The 18,385-nt window shown below is 37.8% G+C and carries 18 protein-coding genes and 2 riboswitches; of the genes, 13 read left to right on the forward strand and 5 right to left on the reverse strand.

What is annotated here, in order from left to right:
* Positions 1-39: 39 nt before the first annotated feature.
* The 3 genes from MKY26_RS19130 to MKY26_RS19140 all read left to right on the forward strand — a co-directional run bounded on the left by MKY26_RS19130 (position 40) and on the right by MKY26_RS19140 (position 2,920).
* Entirely contained in the window at positions 40-1,452 is a 1,413-nt protein-coding gene (locus tag MKY26_RS19130) for a catalase (RefSeq protein ID WP_328198932.1), read from the forward strand.
* A gap of 75 nt (positions 1,453-1,527) precedes the next feature.
* Positions 1,528-1,797 (forward strand): hypothetical protein, encoded by a 270-nt coding sequence (locus MKY26_RS19135; protein ID WP_095370940.1) that lies wholly within the window; start codon positions 1,528-1,530, stop codon positions 1,795-1,797.
* 154 nt (positions 1,798-1,951) lie between these two features.
* Complete coding sequence (locus MKY26_RS19140) at positions 1,952-2,920, forward strand: LLM class flavin-dependent oxidoreductase (RefSeq protein ID WP_341098359.1); 969 nt, start codon at positions 1,952-1,954, stop codon at positions 2,918-2,920.
* Positions 2,921-3,278: 358 nt separating this feature from the next.
* Here the strand turns inward: MKY26_RS19140 and MKY26_RS19145 are convergent, their stop codons facing one another.
* Entirely contained in the window at positions 3,279-4,178 is a 900-nt protein-coding gene (locus MKY26_RS19145) for a 3-hydroxyacyl-CoA dehydrogenase (protein WP_341098361.1), read from the reverse strand.
* A gap of 226 nt (positions 4,179-4,404) precedes the next feature.
* A riboswitch (cyclic di-AMP (ydaO/yuaA leader) is annotated at positions 4,405-4,556 on the forward strand.
* 736 nt (positions 4,557-5,292) lie between these two features.
* Here MKY26_RS19145 and MKY26_RS19150 point away from each other — a divergent pair.
* Entirely contained in the window at positions 5,293-6,615 is a 1,323-nt protein-coding gene (locus tag MKY26_RS19150) for a TrkH family potassium uptake protein (RefSeq protein WP_322910287.1), read from the forward strand.
* Positions 6,616-6,626: 11 nt separating this feature from the next.
* Here the strand turns inward: MKY26_RS19150 and MKY26_RS19155 are convergent, their stop codons facing one another.
* On the reverse strand, positions 6,627-7,340 hold the full coding sequence (locus tag MKY26_RS19155) for a MerR family transcriptional regulator (RefSeq protein WP_307315604.1): 714 nt from the start codon (positions 7,338-7,340) through the stop codon (positions 6,627-6,629).
* Between the two features lie 80 nt (positions 7,341-7,420).
* Between MKY26_RS19155 and MKY26_RS19160 the strand changes: the two genes are divergently transcribed.
* The 9 genes from MKY26_RS19160 (at position 7,421) to MKY26_RS19200 (ending at position 15,560) form a co-directional block, all read left to right on the forward strand.
* A complete protein-coding gene (locus MKY26_RS19160; RefSeq protein ID WP_307315603.1) occupies positions 7,421-8,116 on the forward strand; it encodes a CPBP family intramembrane glutamic endopeptidase in 696 nt (231 codons plus the stop codon).
* Between the two features lie 71 nt (positions 8,117-8,187).
* Complete coding sequence (locus MKY26_RS19165) at positions 8,188-8,760, forward strand: hypothetical protein (RefSeq protein WP_307315601.1); 573 nt, start codon at positions 8,188-8,190, stop codon at positions 8,758-8,760.
* A gap of 18 nt (positions 8,761-8,778) precedes the next feature.
* On the forward strand, positions 8,779-9,249 hold the full coding sequence (locus MKY26_RS19170) for a nucleoside deaminase (RefSeq protein WP_341098362.1): 471 nt from the start codon (positions 8,779-8,781) through the stop codon (positions 9,247-9,249).
* 77 nt (positions 9,250-9,326) lie between these two features.
* On the forward strand, positions 9,327-10,013 hold the full coding sequence (locus MKY26_RS19175) for a DsbA family protein (RefSeq protein WP_307315597.1): 687 nt from the start codon (positions 9,327-9,329) through the stop codon (positions 10,011-10,013).
* Between the two features lie 2 nt (positions 10,014-10,015).
* Positions 10,016-10,435, forward strand: a complete 420-nt coding sequence (locus MKY26_RS19180) for a disulfide oxidoreductase (RefSeq protein ID WP_095370930.1) — start codon at positions 10,016-10,018, stop codon at positions 10,433-10,435.
* 440 nt (positions 10,436-10,875) lie between these two features.
* A complete protein-coding gene (locus tag MKY26_RS19185) occupies positions 10,876-11,178 on the forward strand; it encodes a phasin family protein (protein ID WP_095370929.1) in 303 nt (100 codons plus the stop codon).
* 29 nt (positions 11,179-11,207) lie between these two features.
* Entirely contained in the window at positions 11,208-12,872 is a 1,665-nt protein-coding gene (locus MKY26_RS19190) for an ABC1 kinase family protein (protein ID WP_307315593.1), read from the forward strand.
* Between the two features lie 117 nt (positions 12,873-12,989).
* On the forward strand, positions 12,990-14,525 hold the full coding sequence (locus MKY26_RS19195) for a glycosyltransferase (protein ID WP_322910291.1): 1,536 nt from the start codon (positions 12,990-12,992) through the stop codon (positions 14,523-14,525).
* An 85-nt stretch (positions 14,526-14,610) separates the two neighbouring features.
* Positions 14,611-14,712, forward strand: a riboswitch (TPP riboswitch).
* A 92-nt stretch (positions 14,713-14,804) separates the two neighbouring features.
* Positions 14,805-15,560: a 3-oxoacyl-ACP reductase gene (locus tag MKY26_RS19200; RefSeq protein WP_095370927.1), complete on the forward strand. Its 756-nt coding sequence runs from the start codon at positions 14,805-14,807 to the stop codon at positions 15,558-15,560.
* A 223-nt stretch (positions 15,561-15,783) separates the two neighbouring features.
* Here the strand turns inward: MKY26_RS19200 and MKY26_RS19205 are convergent, their stop codons facing one another.
* The 3 genes from MKY26_RS19205 to MKY26_RS19215 form a co-directional block, all read right to left on the reverse strand.
* A complete protein-coding gene (locus MKY26_RS19205; RefSeq protein WP_095370926.1) occupies positions 15,784-16,545 on the reverse strand; it encodes an IclR family transcriptional regulator in 762 nt (253 codons plus the stop codon).
* Between the two features lie 197 nt (positions 16,546-16,742).
* The gene (locus MKY26_RS19210; RefSeq protein WP_095370925.1) at positions 16,743-17,738 is read right to left on the reverse strand and encodes a polysaccharide biosynthesis protein; all 996 of its coding nucleotides are present in this window, start codon (positions 17,736-17,738) and stop codon (positions 16,743-16,745) included.
* 40 nt (positions 17,739-17,778) lie between these two features.
* Positions 17,779-18,378, reverse strand: coding sequence for a glycosyltransferase family 2 protein (locus MKY26_RS19215; RefSeq protein WP_095370924.1), 600 nt, complete (start codon positions 18,376-18,378; stop codon positions 17,779-17,781).
* Between the last annotated feature and the right edge of the window lie 7 nt (positions 18,379-18,385).

Genomic DNA, 18,385 nt, shown 5'->3' on the forward strand with positions numbered 1-18,385 from the left:
TAAATTAACAGGAAGACATAGAAGAATATGGAGGGAATTATGGACGAAAACAACGAAAAACACGAGCGACAAGCAAAGATTCATTTCAATAGTCGAGGAAGTCAAGCGCAAGAAAAAGTGGAAGAGAGGGATATAAATAAATGGAAAGGGGACGAACCTGCAAAGCTTCATTCACAAACTGTTGGCAAAAGAGGACCTATCTTAAAACAGGATAGTGTAGAACATGAAACACTGCAAGAATTTATCCATGAGAAAATCATTGAACGACCTGTTCATGTCAAAGGATTCGGTGCTTTTGGCTATTTTCAAACGGTGCATTCAATGAAAGAACATACACAGCTTAGTTTCCTACAGCGTCCTGGTCAACAAGTACCTGTAATGGTGCGGTTTTCATTAGCAGTGAGTACGAAAGGAACACCTGATACATCAAGGAATGTAAGAGGGTTTGCAACTAAGTTTTATACAGAAGAGGGGATATTTGATTTAATTTGTAATCATATTCCTGTTTTCTCTGTGCGTGATACGATTCGTTTCCCTGAGGCGATTAAAGCGTTTTTACCATCTCCAGTCAATAATTTAATTGATCCCAATCGCTTCTGGAGCTTTGTAGCACGAGCACCAGAGTCGTTAAATTTTGTTGTCCATCTATATTCAGATGCTGGAACAGTGAAAAGTTTGCGTCATATCCCAGGACATAGTGTGAATACATATGTCTGGCGTAATGCGAAGGGAGAAAGGAAATATGTGAAATATCATTGGTATCCGTTTGCAGGTATTGAATATATTACGAGGCAGGAAGCGGGCAAACTAGCCGGTGAGAATCCAGATTATGCTGGGAAAGATCTTTTTGATACCATTGCATCTGGCAAAACAGTAGAGTACGGATTATACGTTCAATTAATGGATCCCATGGATGAGGGGAAATTATCGTATGATCCGCTTGATGATACGAAAGTGTGGGATGAAAGACAGTATCCATTGGTACCAGTTGGTCGAATGGTTTTAAATAGAAACCCCAAAAATTATATGGAAGAAGTAGAGAAGGTCTCTTTTTCACCTGTTAACCTGTTAGAGGGAGCGGAGTTATCCGATGATAAGATGCTTCAAGGTCGAGCGAATATTTATAGCGATTCACAAAGAAGAAGAATCGGACCTGGGTTTAGGAAGTTGCCAGTAAATGGCCAAGCAGATTGGACACCTGCCAACCAGGTGACAAGTGGAGATGGCCGATTTGTTGAAGGGAAATTACAAAGAAGTGATTTAATAAAACAAAATGATTATGCGCAGGCTGGAGAATTTTATCACGCTTTAAGTCCACAAGAGAAAGAACATTTAGTCGATAATATTGCTGCAGATTTAAAAGGGATTGATCAAGATATAAAAGAAGTGGTATTGTCATATTTTCACCGAGCTTCTTCAGAACTTGGGGAAGCGATTGCCAAGCATGTCTAAAATTCTCAGCATAACCTCCGTTTAAAATAATCTGTTACGAGGTAATTAATACGTAAGAGATGGAGGCGATATAAAATGGCAGAATTAACAGCTGTGAAAGTCGTATTACAGGATGAGATGGAAGAATATTTTACAGACGATAATGATCAGAAGGAAGCAGCAGACGCTTTATTAAGAGTCGATACCGTTTTGTTTTACGGGAAAAATATGGAGCTTCTAAATGATTATGAGCCAGCGAAAGAATGGGACCACTTTTATGATTTTGAATTCAATTCAGCTGATGATATTAAGAAAGAAATTGCTGAGAGGTTAGAAATCAGTCCTGATATAGTGGAAGTCGAATAAACCAGCTATCAGCTGGTTTTTTTTATGGATTGGAAAAGATTAGATAGATGCATGCCTATTTGGAGTCGATTATTCAAGCAACTCCGTTTGAAGTTGGTCAACAGGCTGGTATACTTTTCTTTATTAAAACGATCGTTTAGAAAGGGTATGAAGCATGCATTTAGGAATTCTTGATCAAATGCCGAGACCACGTCACTTGTCAGTTGAGGAAACGGTAGAAGAAACAATCCATAAAGTACAGATGGCAGAAGAATGGGGATATGAGCGTTATTGGTTTGCTGAGCACCACGGGACAAAAGGGATGACTTCTAGTGCACCTGAAATCCTAATGGCAACAGCAGCGGCAAAAACAAAGACCATTCATGTAGGCAGTGGCGGGATTTTATTGTCTCAGTATAGTCCGTATAAAGTGGCTACACAAATGCTACAACTTCAATCAATTTTTCCAGGTAGGATTGAGGCTGGTGTAGGACGTTCACCAGGGGGACCGGAACGAATTCGTAAAGCCTTAGCTAATGGTGTGAAGAATGAAACGGGCATTTATCCTGAAAAGATAAAACAAATGCTGCATTATTTCGCAGGGGATCAGTCGGTGCAAGCGACACCTAGGCCGAGGGTATCGCCGCAGCTTTATAGTCTGGGTCTTGGGGAGAATAGTGCCCAGCTAGCAGCAGAGCTTGGAATTGGTTATGTCTTTGGTCACTTTATTCAATCTGGAAGAGGCGTGCAGGCCCACAAACAATATCGGGAGTATTTTCAGCCGGGCTTTTTAGTAAATCCGAAAGCGATTACTGCTGTATTTGTCATTTGTGGTGCGACAGATGAAGACGCAGAGGAAATGGCCATTACACAAGATATATGGTTATTAAGGACGGAAAAAGGAATTGATAGTCGGATTCCGACACTTGAGGAAGCAAAAGCAATGCGGTTAACAACAGAAGATAAAAAAAGAATCGCATTGAATAGAAAAAGAATGATTATCGGTGGGCCAGCAAAAGTAAAAGAAGAGCTCTGCAAATGGAGCGAACTTTATGAATGTGACCACTGGTTATTATTAAATAACACCTATCATTTTGCTGATCAACGCCAATCTTATGAACGCATTGCAGAAATGTTTTTCTGAAGATGTGGTTAACTCTCAAGTAGTACACGCATTAATAGAATTTAACTAACAAAAAATGTGTTGGCAAGTGTAAAGGTGGAGAAGAAGAGGAAGGGTTTTTCCACAAACCCGAACCAACTCAACTGGGATTAATAGTGACGAGTTTGTGCCTGCAAATAGTAAATACGAATACAAGCAGGATGAAAAGCGAGAAGAAGTGTTGGTAAAGCGGAAATGCGACCACAAGTTCCACCAAATATACAAAGTGGGCAAAACATTTACAATAGTAAGGGCATCCAGAAAGTCTCATTGCCGACTTTTTAGACGCCCTAAAATATACTAAGGTTCTAAGGATATCAATTTTTCAATTGCGCCCTCGTTACCTTTTTAAAAACTCAGGATCAGCAAAACTTGGATTCGGATAGTTATAGAAGCCTTCTCCTGTTTCTCGTCCGAGTTTACCTTTATCTATATACTCCGTTTTTAATAGGTGAGCTAATTTTTTAAAGGCTTCATTGCCGGTTGCATCGGCTTTTGCTTGTGAGATATTGTAAGCTGTGCGGATTCCAACGACATCAAGTATAGCGAACGGGCCTAGTGGAGCACCAGTGCCAATCATCCATGTTTTATCAATGGTTTCTGGGTCAGCTACTTCATTCACTAATAACATTTGTCCTGCCTCTAATAATGGAACGAGTAAGGAATTTAAGATATACCCTGGTTGTTCTTTATGCAATTGTAGAGGGACCATCCCTATTTCTCTTGCAAATTCAACGATTTGGTTAAAAACATTCATGTCTGTACCGGGGTGTTTCATTACTTCAGCCGTATTGTTTTTCCAAATTTCATTTGCAAAATGCAATGCTAGAAATTGTGACGGTCTCCCTGTGAAAGCTACAAATTGGCTAGGAAGTAATGTGGATGAATTCGTTGCAAAGATTGTTTCTTTCGGTGCGACTGCACTTAATTTTGTATAAAAGTCTTCTTTAATGCTAACCACTTCTGGAACAGCTTCAATCACTAAATCAGCTTGCTCGACAGCTTTAGATAAATCAGTATAAAAAGACATCCGTTCGAATGCCGCATCGACTTGTTCATCGGTTGCCTGTAAATCATTTTTATAGCTTTCCTTCAGCTTCAATACTCTACCTTTTGCTGTTGCTAGTGCTTCCTCAGAAATGTCATACACACTTACTTGAAATCCACTATACGCTGTTTGGTAAGCAATCTGACTGCCAAGTACCCCACTACCTGCAACTGTGATATGTTTGAATCCCATTGTAATCCCCTCTTTATAAAAAGTTATTTTCACATTTTCATTATGGCATAGTCTTACCTTCTATGACTTTCGACTTATAGAAGGATTGTTAAGTAAAACTGAAACATCTTTATTCGTTAACATGGCTCTTCATTTAATGTAGGTAAATGGATGGTTTGGTAAACATTTTTTATTTTATCTTTACAGATAACAAAAAGGGGAGTAATATAACTTCATCAATTAAATATCATCTCAATCGCTGAATCCTTAATTGGAGCGGAGGAACCACTTTTGTAGAGGTAATCTACTTGGGGTGAATCCTTTAAAGAATGTAAAAAGGAAGGGTTATTCTTGACCCTAATCCGACAGCTAACTTCGTAAGCGTTAAGAAAAGATGGTAACTTGTGATCAAATAACGTGACCACGGGGGATCCCTCTGTGGTCTTTTTGCTGTTCCTTTTTTCTCATTGAAGTACTCACAAATCGATAGTAAGGATGGGATAGCCTATAAAGAAAACCTTTGCTTTGTCTGGTTTGGGGCATTTTGAGCAACGATGCTACAAGAACTGAAAGAGATGAATGTTGAAGTTTTAGCAGTAGATAAGGATGAAATGAAAGTAATTAAACATCGCGACCTCTCTACAAATGTTGCTGTTTACATTCACTAGATGAGCACACGTTAAGGTAAGAAGGGGTGAATCATGTTTTTATTTCGTTTGGAGAAGATGTGCAATGAAGTATTTTAACAGCCTTTCTTCTGAAGGGTATGGGGGTCAAAGCGCATAACAATTTTCATGAGAAAGTGTTAGAAAGGATAGGTGTTGACCGAGTGATTCATTAAGAGAGATATGACTATAAGAGCAGGAAATATTGTCACACTTTCAATGGTTGATTTTTTTGAATTTGCTCATGATTACACCATCGCTGAAATGCTTTAGGAAAGAAATTTTGGGGGCGTAAATTAAAAGATTTACGAATTGCTAAGCGGTTTAATTGTCATATTGTCGGTATTCAGGCGAGAACAGAACTTTACCGTTTCTCCAAGTGAAGAAGGACTAATTCAGATGAATGATATTTTAATAGTAGTGGGTAAAAAAAGAGTCATTATACTTTGAAAAAGAAGGAGCATAGAAAGATGAACAACGCAATCGTTCGGTTAAATCCATCTCAGTTGTTATTGTTAGTGTTCTTGTTTTTCATTATATTAGGGACGATTTTTTTAAAACTTCCATTTGCAACGACAACACAGGTTACTTGGACAGATGCATTATTTACAGCAACTTCATCCATGACGGTAACAGGGTTAGCTGTTGTAGATACTGGTACGGTCTATACACTATTTGGGCAATTAGTCATCCTTGCGTTAATACAAATTGGTGGATTAGGGATCATGTCATTTGCAGTGTTAATTTTTATGCTCCTTGGTAAAAGGATAGGGTTTAGGGAGCGGTTATTAGTTCAACAGTCATTAAACCATACATCTATTGGTGGAATCATTAAATTAGTAAAAAGTTTATTCATTTATTCCTTCACGATTGAATTAATTGCTATGTGTTTTTTAGCCATTACTTGGGTCCCTGAATTTGGTTGGGGAAGGGGTATGTACCTCAGCTTCTTTCACTCCATTTCCGCTTTCAATAATGCTGGCTTATCGCTGTTTCCTGATAATTTAATGGGATATGTGGGGGACCCTATTATTAATATTGTTATTTCATCTTTGTTCATTCTTGGCGGTATTGGTTTCACTGTTTTAGCGGATATTTGGTATAAACGTAAATTTAAGAAACTGAGCTTACATTCAAAACTGATGATTGTCGGCACTGTAGTTATCAATGCTTTTGCGATGTTAGTTATATTCGTGATGGAGTTCCATAATCCACATACATTAGGCGCTATGTCTGAAATGAGTGATAAACTTTGGGCAGCTTACTTTCAAGCGACATCACCGAGGACGGCAGGGTTCAATACAATCGATATAGGTAATATGCATGAAGCAACCATTACTTTCATGCTACTTCTCATGTTTGTTGGTGCGGGTAGCGGCTCTACTGGTGGTGGAATTAAGTTAACAACTTTTTTAGTCATCGTATTATCAGTTATCAGTTTTTTAAAGCAAAAGCAGCAAATTACCATTGCTAATAGAGCAATTAAAGAAACCATCATATTTAGATCATTGGCCATTTCTATGATTAGTTTCTTATTTATCTTCTTAGCTGTGTTTATTCTCAATATTACAGAACCAGAGCCGTTTTTAAAATTATTATTTGAAACGGTCTCAGCTTTTGGGACTGTTGGGCTTTCTATGGGGATTACGGCTGATCTATCTAACATTGGTAAGATTATTATAGTATTTATTATGTTTCTCGGAAAAATTGGGCCTTTAACATTTGCCTTTTCTCTAGCCAAACCAAGACAAGAGAAGATAAGATATCCGAGTGAAGATATCATGACAGGTTAAATATAATTGAGTCAGCTTTTATTGTTCATATAGGTAAGGGCTGACTCGAGAAACTCGATAACTTCTTGCTTAATAGGATATAAGTTTAATGATTTTGATTGCTCTTTTGATCTTCGTGCTTCCCAAAATTGTTCAGAGAGTGCTTGATTACCGTTGAACATTTCCATTGAGTAAATTTCCACATCACTCGCAATTAATTGGGCAACGTCAGAAGAAGGCGCTTCTCCATTTTTTAAACAAAGTTCTATGCGCTTAATAATATTCATCCATTTCTTAATTTGACCATCATCATTCTCTAATTTGGGAAGTGATGTCTCCCATTCCTTTGTTAGCGGTGTATGATCCTCACTCTCTTTTAACGTTAAGGGAAGAAGTTGTTCCCAACCAATCTCTCCTTCTAAATCTACACTGTTCCTTAAAGTTTGTGTATATTTTTGTGCTTGTACGATATCGTCAATTGACGATTTCAATGTTTGAAGGTGGATATCTAGCACTGATGATACAGTCGTCTCGTCAATGAGCTTTTGTATATCTTCTAACGACATATTCGCTTTCTTTAATAGCAATACTTTTTGCAGACGAAGTAAGTCTAGTTGTGTATAGAAACGTTTGCCATAATCATCTTTATAAGTAGGGGTGACTAATTGAATTTCATCATAATATCGTAAAGTTCTAACAGAAATGGACCAATCTTTAGCAATTTTACCCGTCGAAAAATAATCCATCTTTTCTCTCCTTTGAACTTGAAGATGACGTAACGTAACCAGGTACTCTTAATATATCAAATAAATTGGGGGTAAATGGAGTGAATACCTTATTTTCAAAAGAATCACGCTGGTCAATACAAACGTTTTTACTTATTCTGATGTTTGTCTTCATCATAGTGCCGATATTCATTGAAAATTGGGCACAAGACCTATTGCAGCGGTTATTTCAAAATGATTTATATGCGGGGACTTTGACAGGGTTAATCATGGCAATTGCCTTTACAGTGGCTCTTTATTATATTACGATTAAATCATATGGATTGAATTGGCAGTCGCTTGGCTTGAAGTCGTTTGCTAAGAGCTATTGGCTACCGATTATCGGATGGACTTTTTTTCTAATAGTGGGCAGTGGATTGCTTGTTATTCTTATGGATTTATTTGGTGTTGGCGTAGAAAATAAGAAAACCGCTTCATTAACAGCAGAACTGAATGGTTTTACGATTCTCATTGCATTTATATCTGCGGCCATTGTGTCACCCATTTATGAAGAAATTTTGTATCGTGGCTTTATTTACAAATGGTTTAGGACTAAATGTAATATTGGACTGAGTATGCTCATTAGTTCTACGATTTTTACGGTGGTACATTTACCGACTTATAACACATTACCAGTTAATTTTTTCAGTGGACTTATCTTCGCTTGGACTTATGAGAAAACAGGCTCCATCTATCCTGCGATGATTATCCATAGCGTTTTTAACGGACTGGCGATTCTATTAACTGCCTTTACTTAATTATCTTAATTTTTAGTTTTCACAAAAACGTTTGAAGCGAATAATCGTAAACAATAGAGGGGGTGAATAGAATGAAATGGTTATTTGCTATTTTACTGCTTATGTTATTACTTTTTTATTATTATCGCTTATTTAATGTTTTCTTTAAGATTAAGAAAAATAAGGTATTCCCATTGCCAGATGAAGTATTAGAGGACATTCGTATTGAGCCGCAAAGGCCGATAGCAGAGCCAAAGGTAGCTAGTCAGAAGGGCAGTATCTTTACTTATATTTTTATCACATGTATGGTGTTTATCGCGATCATGTTTATTGTTTTTTCCGATCAGTTAGATGTTTCGAATTATCTGCTGTTACTTGTACCTCTTTTTCAAATGGAGTTTCTGTTTAACCAATTAGTTTTTCTTCAAAAAGGGATTGTTAAAGGGCTAAAGTATATCCCTTGGCATAAAATTGATTCTTATGAAGTTCAGTCTATTGATATTAATAACCGTCATTTTGGTTTTGATAAAAAAGTAAATGATGGTTTTGAGATGAAGCTTCATTCAGGTCGTTCGAGTCAGGTTAGTTTACTAGTTACTTCAACAGAGGCTTATGAACAGTTGCAAATCCTGTTAGAATCTCATGGTATTAAACAAAAAGCCTAAATAAATGGGAGGGACGAGATGAGTAATCATGAACAATTTTTAACAGAGGCAGTACATCTAGCAGTAGGAAACGTAGGAAATGCAGGAGGACCTTTCGGAGCAGTCATTGTAAAGGACGGGAAGGTGATTGCCAAAGGTGTGAATAGGGTAACAGCTCTTCATGACCCAACGGCGCATGCGGAAGTAATGGCTATTAGGGAAGCATGTACGAAGTTACAATCTTTCACATTAACAGGCTGTACTCTTTATACAAGCTGTGAGCCTTGTCCCATGTGTTTAGGTGCGATTTACTGGGCGCGTTTGGAAAATGTGTATTACGCAGCCGATCGGAAAGATGCAGCAAAAGCGCTTTTTGATGATGATTTTATTTACCAAGAGATTGGCATAGACCCGAAAGATAGAGGTCTTCCGTTTGTACAATTGACACTAAATCAATCACAGCTCCCTTTTGATGCTTGGAGTAAGCAAGTCAATCGAACTTCATATTGACTTCACGGAAATTCCTTACTTTCTGCATAAGGATATATTATTCTTAAAAGTGATACATCTACATAAAGGAGAGCAGTATGGGCACAAATAAAAATCAATTCCAACCGATGAAGTTATTATTTTTTATTACGATTATTGTCGTTATCGCAGTTGTTATCATGGTGTTCATAAACAATCAAGGAAATGAAAAGGATGAGTATACATCTTTTGAAAATGCACCCCCTATTGAAGGACAGCCTGTTTTAGGCAAGGCGGAATCACCTGTACAAATCGTAGAATTTGGCGACTTTAAATGTCCAGCGTGTAAACAATGGGGTGAGACTATTTATCCGCAATTAGTGGAAGATTATGTAGACACGAATCAAGTGAATTTCTCTTATATCAATGTGCTCTTCCATGGCGATGAGTCTAAATTAGGTTCAGTTGCAGCCGAAGCTGTTCATCTATTGGAACCTGATGCATACTGGGCATTCCATAAAGGTTTGTTTGATAAGCAGCCAGAGAGTGGGCAACATGATTCTGTCTGGTTAACAACGGAAGTGCTAGAGGAAGTCGTTGCAGAAACGACGTCAATTCCACTAGAAGATCTATTGGCAGAAATGAAAAAAAGCGCAACAATAGAGGCGGTTAATCATGACACTTCACTCGTAGGTGAATATGAAGTCCAGCTCACACCGACGATTATGATTAACGATAAAATGGTGACAGATCCATTTAATTATGATTCAATCAAACGTTTGATTGAAGAAGAGTTAGAGGGATAAGAATGAAGAAAAATCAAATCATGTTGTATTTTTCTTGGGTGGTTGCACTCATAGCAACATTAGGTAGTCTATACTTTAGTGAAATTAAGCAGTTTATTCCTTGTGAGCTCTGTTGGTATCAAAGAATATTCATGTATCCACTCGTTTTAATCTTGGGGATCGGTACGTTCTATCAAGATATTTCTGTGCGAAGATTTGCGCTACCAATGGCGTTTATTGGCTGGTGTATTTCTCTCTATCATTATCTTGTACAAAAAGTGCCTGGACTCGCTGAGGTCACCCCATGTTCAAGCGGTGTACCATGTAGTGGCCAATATATCAATTGGCTCGGGTTTATCACCATTCCTTTCTTGGCATTAACGGCTTTCACGCTTATTATCTTCTTTTGCCTGATGATAAAAAAAGACAATCAAGCATCATAAACATTCCTCGTACATATGATTGTACGGGGTTTTTGTTTTGTTCGTAATAGAGTAGAAATCGGTTGTGAATTTGTAAATGGAAGACGGGGAAGCTGCTTGACATGAGACAAGCGTAAAATCTCATTATATGCACACAATTCATTTGAAAATCACGAATAGAATTGTATGTAAATCGGACATCGCCATTCATCCGCAAATTCCGTGACCACTTCCGCTTTAATCCGACTTGCCCACTCTTCATCTACTTTCTAGGGTTGGACATGAGCGTAAAAATGAAGGTCTGTGAGGCATTGCATTTTCTTCGATTAATTTTCTAACTATCTCTGAATTTCCCATCTGTTAGAACAACTTGTGATATATGTTTTTTCATGCTTAATCTACTTGAAAATGGGTAAAATAATGTTAGTGAAAATCTGCCATTTATTAAAGGAGGAAATGAGATGAAAAACCCAATAAAACAAGGGATGATGTTAGGGTTAGGTTTAGCAGCAGCAGGGAAAGACCGTGCACAAGAAATGATGGATGAGTTAGTGAAAAGAGGAGAGTTAACAAAACAGGAAGCGAAGGATTTTATGCAGGAGGTAAGGGCGAAAGGCCAAGAGAAGCAAACGCAGATAGACGACAAAGCCCATCAACGAATGACTAGTTTATTGCATGATTTGAATATCGCTACAAAGGATGATGTCTTAAGATTAGAGGAACGGATTCTAGCACTTGAGGCAAACAATCGAGAAGAGAATTAAGGGAGGTTTTTGCCATTTTCAAACCAAAGATGAGTCATATTCATCGCTATCGTGAAATTGCCGTAGCCTTCTCTCATTACGGTTTTGGTTATCTCTTAAAAGAATTAGGCTTGCATGAAGTATTGTCCCTACCTAAACGTATGTTCATGCGAAAGCAAGAGGAAATTCATGAAAAGACGACAGGTGAACGTGTTCGTCTGTTTTTAGAAGAGCTTGGACCGACGTTTATTAAAGTTGGTCAGATTGCGAGTACAAGGTCAGATATTTTTCCGGAATCAATTATTAGGGAATTGGAAAAATTGCAGGAACATGCCCCGTCATTTTCATTTGCAGAGGTAAAAAAAATTGTTGAAACCGAACTAGGGGAAGAACTACATGACCTCTTTACAGAATTTCAAGAGGAGCCATTAGGATCGGCATCTATCGGTCAAGTCCATTATGGTGTCCTCCATTCTGGTGAAAAAGTAGCTGTTAAGGTACAACGGCCTGATATTGAGAAGACCATGAGAACAGATTTAGAAATTTTGATAGAAATTGCTAAAATCGCAGAAAAACGGCTACATTGGGCATCGCAATATCAGTTAGTGGAAATGATGAAAGAATTTTCTAAAGCATTGTTAAATGAGTTGAATTATTTACTTGAAGGTCGTAATGCAGATAAAATTGCCAATCAATTTGAAGACAATAATCATTATAAAATCCCAAAAACATACTGGAAATATACGACGAAAAAAGTGTTAACTATGGAATATATTGAAGGGTGCGGCATCCTTGAAAATAAAAGTTTGGCGGAACAAGGGTTTAATAAACAACTGATCGCCGAAAGAATCGTTGAAGGCATCCTCCAGCAAATATTAGAGGAAGGTGTATTCCATGCAGATCCTCATCCAGGTAACATTTGTGTATTACCAGGAAATGTAATTGTTTTCATGGATTTTGGTATGGTTGGACGTTTAACTGAGGATATGAAAGAAAATTTAGCATCATTAATTATTGCCATGTTGCGGCAAAGTACCGATGGAGTCATTAAAGCCATCACTAAAATGGGTATTGTCCAAGATGATGTCGATGTTGAACTTTTAAAAATTGATGTTGATTTACTAAGAGAGAGATATTATGATATTCCGTTTAGTGAAATATCAATTGGCGAGGCAGTTAATGATTTGTTTTCCGTTGCCAATCAACATCATATACATATCCCAACAAACTTAACATTAGTGGGAAAAACATTGTTAACAATGGAAGGTATTGTTGAAAAACTTGACCCTAATATAAGCATATTAAAAATTGCTGAGCCTTTTGGTAGACGATTAATTATTAATAAATATCGACCTGATCATTTGGCGAAAGATTCGCTAGCTCATATCGGGGAGTATTTTGATATTCTAAAGGAAGCGCCGTATAATTTGAAAGATTTGATTGCCCTTATCAAAAAGGGAAAAATCCCGCTCGAACTGAATTTGCCAAACAGTGAAAAATTTCTAACGAGAATTGATCGTATCAGCAACCGGCTAGCATTTAGTATCGTGTTGCTAGCATTTTGCATTATAATGGTGGGTTTAATTATCGGTTCCGCCCTTGGCAGGCAATCATCTCTCCTATGGAATATACCAGCAGTAGAAATCGGCTTCGTCATTGCGATATTAATGTTCTTATTTCTTATATACACCATCATTAGAGCAGGGAGATTCTGACGACTCTCTGCTTTTTGTTTTGGGTAGAATTTTTCTGATTTCACTACACAAGCAATTCATGGTGAGAATATAGTGTAGAGAGGTGAACGGTTTTGTCAATAAACGTTAATGTTGCTTATGGTTAATACAAAAATTCTCATTGGCAGTCCAATTAATCAAGAACCCGATATTTTAAAAGAGTTTCTGCTATCCTTAGCCAATTTAAAAACGGATACAATGGAGATTCATTATCTTTTCATAGATGATAATCAGAATGAAGAATCAAGTAGACTACTACGTCATTTTGCCAAATGGAAGAAAGATGTTGCGATTTTATCCGCAAAAGAAGATAGTATCTATATTCGTACCGACTTTACCCATTTCTGGAATGATGCTCTCATCTGGAAGGTTGCTCGCTTCAAAGATATGCTTATTGAGCAGGCGAAATTTGAAGAATTTGATTATTTGTTTTTAATTGACTCTGATTTGCTTTTACACCCGAATACCCTTCATACACTTATTTCCACGAAAAAAGAAATTGTTTCAGAGGTATTTTGGACGGCTTGGCAAGAGGGGACAATTCCTTATCCGCAGGTGTGGTTAACAGATGAATATACCCACTGGAGACAGGCGGATGAAGGTGCCATAACAGACGAAGAAAAGGCCGTTCAAACCGAGGCCTTTATTCAACAGTTACAAACTCCAGGTGTTTATGAAGTAGGAGGATTAGGTGCGTGCACGCTAATTAGCAGGAAAGCTTTGTTAGCAGGTATTCATTTTAGTAAAATTAAAAATCTCAGTTTTTGGGGAGAAGATCGACATTTTTGTGTGAGAGCTGTGGCATTAGGACTGGATCTACATGTAGACACACATCTGCCAGCTTATCATATTTATCGTTCTTCTGACCTTACAGGCATACCCGCATTTAAAGAAAAATGTCAGTATGCTTATAGCGAACTACCTATTTATCCAGAAAAAGCAGAAAGCCATCAAATTCGCTTATCGATGATTGTGAAGAATGAAGAAGGTCGTTATTTACAAACGATGTTAAAGAAAGTAAAGCCATTTATCGATGAAGCTGTGATTATAGATGATGCTAGTACTGATCAGACTATATCGATTTTCTTGCAAGAACTAAAAGGTATGCCAATTAAATTGGTCAAGAATGCAAGCTCCCAGTTTGCCAATGAAGTGGAACTAAGAAAACAACAGTGGTTAGAAGCAACGAATGGTTTTTTAGGTTGGGTATTAAATCTTGACGCAGATGAATGGTTTGAGGAGAGTTTTATTGATTATATTGATGACTTTGTTAAACAGGATACTATCGACCTGTACTGTTTTAGACTGTATGATATGTGGGATGAAGACCATTATCGTGAAGATGAATACTGGCAAGCACATTTCTTATACCGTCCATTTCTAGCAAGAGTTAGATCAACCTTTCAGCCTGTCTGGAAAGAAACACCACAGCATTGTGGGAGATTTCCAGAAAACATCTTCCAACTTACCCACAGTTTATCCACAATACGAGTCAAGCATTTAGGCTGGGCAAAAGAAAAAGATCGATTAGAAAAATATGAGAGATATAAGCTGCTTGACCCGAATAGCCTCTACGGTAATGAGAAACAATATGAATCGATTCTAGATAAGAATCCCCGTTTAAAACAATGGTGAGAAACATAAAGCAAATGGTCAGTTTCGAAATGAACTTCGATTCATAGCTAGGAAACTATTTGTATGCTAAACTAAAAATAATTAAAAATTGTTGCAGGGGGACTCAGAAAATGAGTTGAGAAGGTTAAAACCTGACCCTTAGAACCTGTTCGTTAAGACGATCGTAGGGAGCATCTTCCAACTATATGCATATGTATGGTAGGCTCTCCATTTTCGGGGAGCCTTTTGTTTTGTTTCCCTGAACATTTTTAATTACATCTATTGAAAAGAGGGAATAGCGTGAGAGAAGAAGTCGTGTTAGTAACAGGAGCAAGTCGTGGATTAGGAGCTGCAATTGCTGAAAAGTTTGGTAAGGAGGGCTACAAAGTAGTCGTTAATTATTTTAATAATAAAGAAAAAGCAGATGCAGTAGTTGAAAAAATCGGACAAGATCGTGCATTGGCTATCCAAGCTGATGTAAGAGATCATCAAGCAGTAAAAGCAATGGTAGCAGACACAATTGCTCATTTTGGTCGCTTGGATATCGTTGTAAATAATGCATTAGTTCAATTTAAATTTGATCCTGTGGCACAGGCGAAAGTAGAGGAATTATCTTGGGCTAGCTATCAAACCCAGTTTGAAGGCGCGATAAAAGCAAGCTTAAATGTTGTTCAATCTGCTCTTCCGGCTCTAAAGGATTCACAGCAAGCCCGTGTGATTGGTATTGGCACGAATCTTTACCAGAACCCAGTCGTTGCCTACCATGAATATACAACAGCCAAAGCGGCATTAATTGGCTTTACACGCAATATGGCCAAAGAGCTCGGACAGTATGATATTAATGTGAATATGGTTTCCGGTGGATTATTAGAAACAACGGATGCAAGTGCTGTTACTACCCCTGAGGTATTTGCGATTGTGGCTGATAACTCTGCTATCCGCCGTGTGACAAAACCAGAAGACGTAGCAGAAGCCGTTGTTTTCTTAGCCTCTCCAGGCGCTAGAGCGATTACGGGACAAAATCTAGTCGTTGATCATGGATTGACGATGAACTAAGATAAAAAAGGTCGTCATCTTTGTTTATGGCGGCCTTTTTCAATAAAATGGACTTATTTTGTAGGTTGATAAATCAGTAAAGAGCTTATATCAGCAAATGTGAGACTAAGTCGAAGCTAAACTCCAATTTATTCGCAGAAAAGGATATTTTTAAAATAACAACTTAATTTTCTCACTAGTATTTTATTCTACTAGATGTTAAAACGGTCGATTGAACGTTCAATCAGTATTGTTCAATTTTTCCTTGTTTATATCGATAGCCAAACATAGAAGATGCTTGTAGGTGAAACTTCAGCAGTTGCTTGCTCATCGGATCCGATGCTTCCTTAGGCATCTTATCGTTAAATCCAACAACTGTCACTGCACCGAGTAATTGATTCTGGTAGTCTAGCAAAGGGACGGAAGCCGAAGAAATCGATGGAATTAAAGGTTCGGTAGCGAAGGAGATTTTCGATTGTTGAATCATTTGCCATTCTGCGTTATCGATCGCTTCCCCGTCTCCTAGCCAATCTTTTGTCAGTACTGGGTTTAAGAAACTTAAGAAAATCTTCCCTGCGGCAGATGTTGGTGGTAAGCTTCCGCCTAGTTGTGTACCAATATGAAGTGGTTCATTCGAATGACAAATCTTTGTCGTAATAGGTCCGTTGTTTGTCCATAATGAAAACGAAACGGTGCAGGAAGTAAGCGAAGAAAGTTCCTGCATATACGGAGTGATTGCATCGGCAATATCACGACTACCAAAGGCGGCTGTACCATATTGAATCAATTTGCTTCCAAGATAATACAGGTTTGTCCCTTTTTCACGATAGAGCATGTTCAATTGCGTAAGTGTATTTAAATATTTATATAAATTACTTTTCGTAATACCGGTTTCTTCTTGAATGGTTGAGAATTTCATTGGGGTATCTTTTTGATAGATTAATTCGATGATAGAAATGCCTATTTGCAAGGATTGTATCATCGTACTACTTTTTTGTATTTCCATGTATGTAACTCCTCAATATGCTAGTCATGTTGAATCCTAATTTATCAGAAACTACATCAAACAACAACCTTCCTTTAGAGGGTTGGTAGGATATCCCTATAAATTCAGTATATATAAGAATAGTAAGTGAGTTGGCGATTATTAACTTGGTCAATGAAGGTGCTCAACTCACGAAAAATAGGGAGCGGTCAAATATATTAATTTAACCTTTTCCATTTTTTTAGCTCTTTCTGAACATAGGATAATGATTGTAGTTTTTCTTTTAGTTCAGCTACAGAGAGACGATAAGTATTATTGGAGTGATATTCTTCTACAGAGTTTGTATCAGTTTCTATTCTGGTATCTCGAGGAATGCGATAGAAGCCTTCAAGATCAATAGCTTTCGCTGCTTCTTCTTTTGTTAGTAAAACTTCATAGAGCTTTTCTCCCGGCCGTGTGCCAATTAATTCTAAAGGAAGGCTAACGTGAAAAAGTTCTTTAATCGCTTGTGCTAAATCTGTAATATAGGCAGCAGGCGATTTTTGTACCATAATATCCCCATTACAAGCATTCTCAAAAGCGTACAATACGAGTTCGACAGCCTCATCTAAACTCATCATAAAACGGGTCATTAAAGGATGCGTAACAGTTAGCGGCTTTCCTTCCTTTACTTGTTCTATGAGTAGCGGAATGATGGACCCCCTTGATGCCATGACATTTCCGTATCTTGTGCCACATATAATGGTACCACGAGCGTTAGCTTGTCTCGATTTAGCGATAAATGTCTTTTCCATTAAAGCTTTAGACATTCCCATTGCATTAATTGGATAGGCTGCTTTGTCCGTTGATAGGCAGACAATTTTCTTTACCCCTGCTTGTATGCCTGCACTTAATACATGATCGGTGCCAAGAATATTCGTTTTCACCGCCTCTAGCGGATGTGACTCACATGAGGGTACTTGTTTTAAGGCTGCTGCATGAAAAATGTAATCAACCCCGTCCACAGCTGGTAATAAAGTACTCATATCCCGAACATCGCCGAGGATATAAGAGATTCTTCCATCTGCATACTGTTTTTGCATGTCATCTTGTTTTTTTTCATCACGAGAAAAGATGCGTATTTCTTTTATTTCACTATGCAAAAAACGTTCTAACACCACATGCCCAAACGAGCCGGTTCCACCTGTAATTAATAGCGTTTTATTTTTAAACATAAGTATGGAACGCACCTTTCTGTCATTTCCCACAATGGGCTTACTTTAATCCAAAATAGTATAAATAATATTCGGAATTTATTCGTGGATAGTTATACCAGTAAGCGATAATTCCTGTTATGTGCACTGAAGGGTTTTGTTCTAAGAGCGCTTGATGAAAATCACAGTCCCCCGCCATATCCGGTCTTTCAGAAAATCTCGCTTCTCCCACACAGCTTCTCTTAATGATCCTAAATTGCCCACACCATTCACGATAATTTTCTTCCGTTGCTTGAAAGAGCTGGCCATCCTTTGTCACCATGCTGTAATAATAAATGTCGTACTCACCATCTATTTTAGCGAGTACTTCACGAATGGTTGGTAAATAAATATCATCGCTATCAATAATGGCAATATAATCTCCAGTTGCGGCTTCGATACAACGATTATACGAATAGCTAGCGCCACGATTTTCCCCATTTTCTAAGATTTTTAGTTGAGGGTACTGTTGTTGATATTCTTTTAACATCAATAATGTTTGATCGGTTGATCCGTCATCACAAACAATGATTTCATCGGCATATTCTTTAGGAATGCTATCAAGCATCGAGCGAACCCATTGTTCACTATTATAAACCGGGGATAAAAAGCTGAATCTCATGACTTTT

This window comes from Cytobacillus sp. FSL R7-0680 (assembly GCF_038009245.1).
Taxonomy (GTDB): Bacteria; Bacillota; Bacilli; order Bacillales; family Cytobacillaceae; genus Cytobacillus; species Cytobacillus kochii.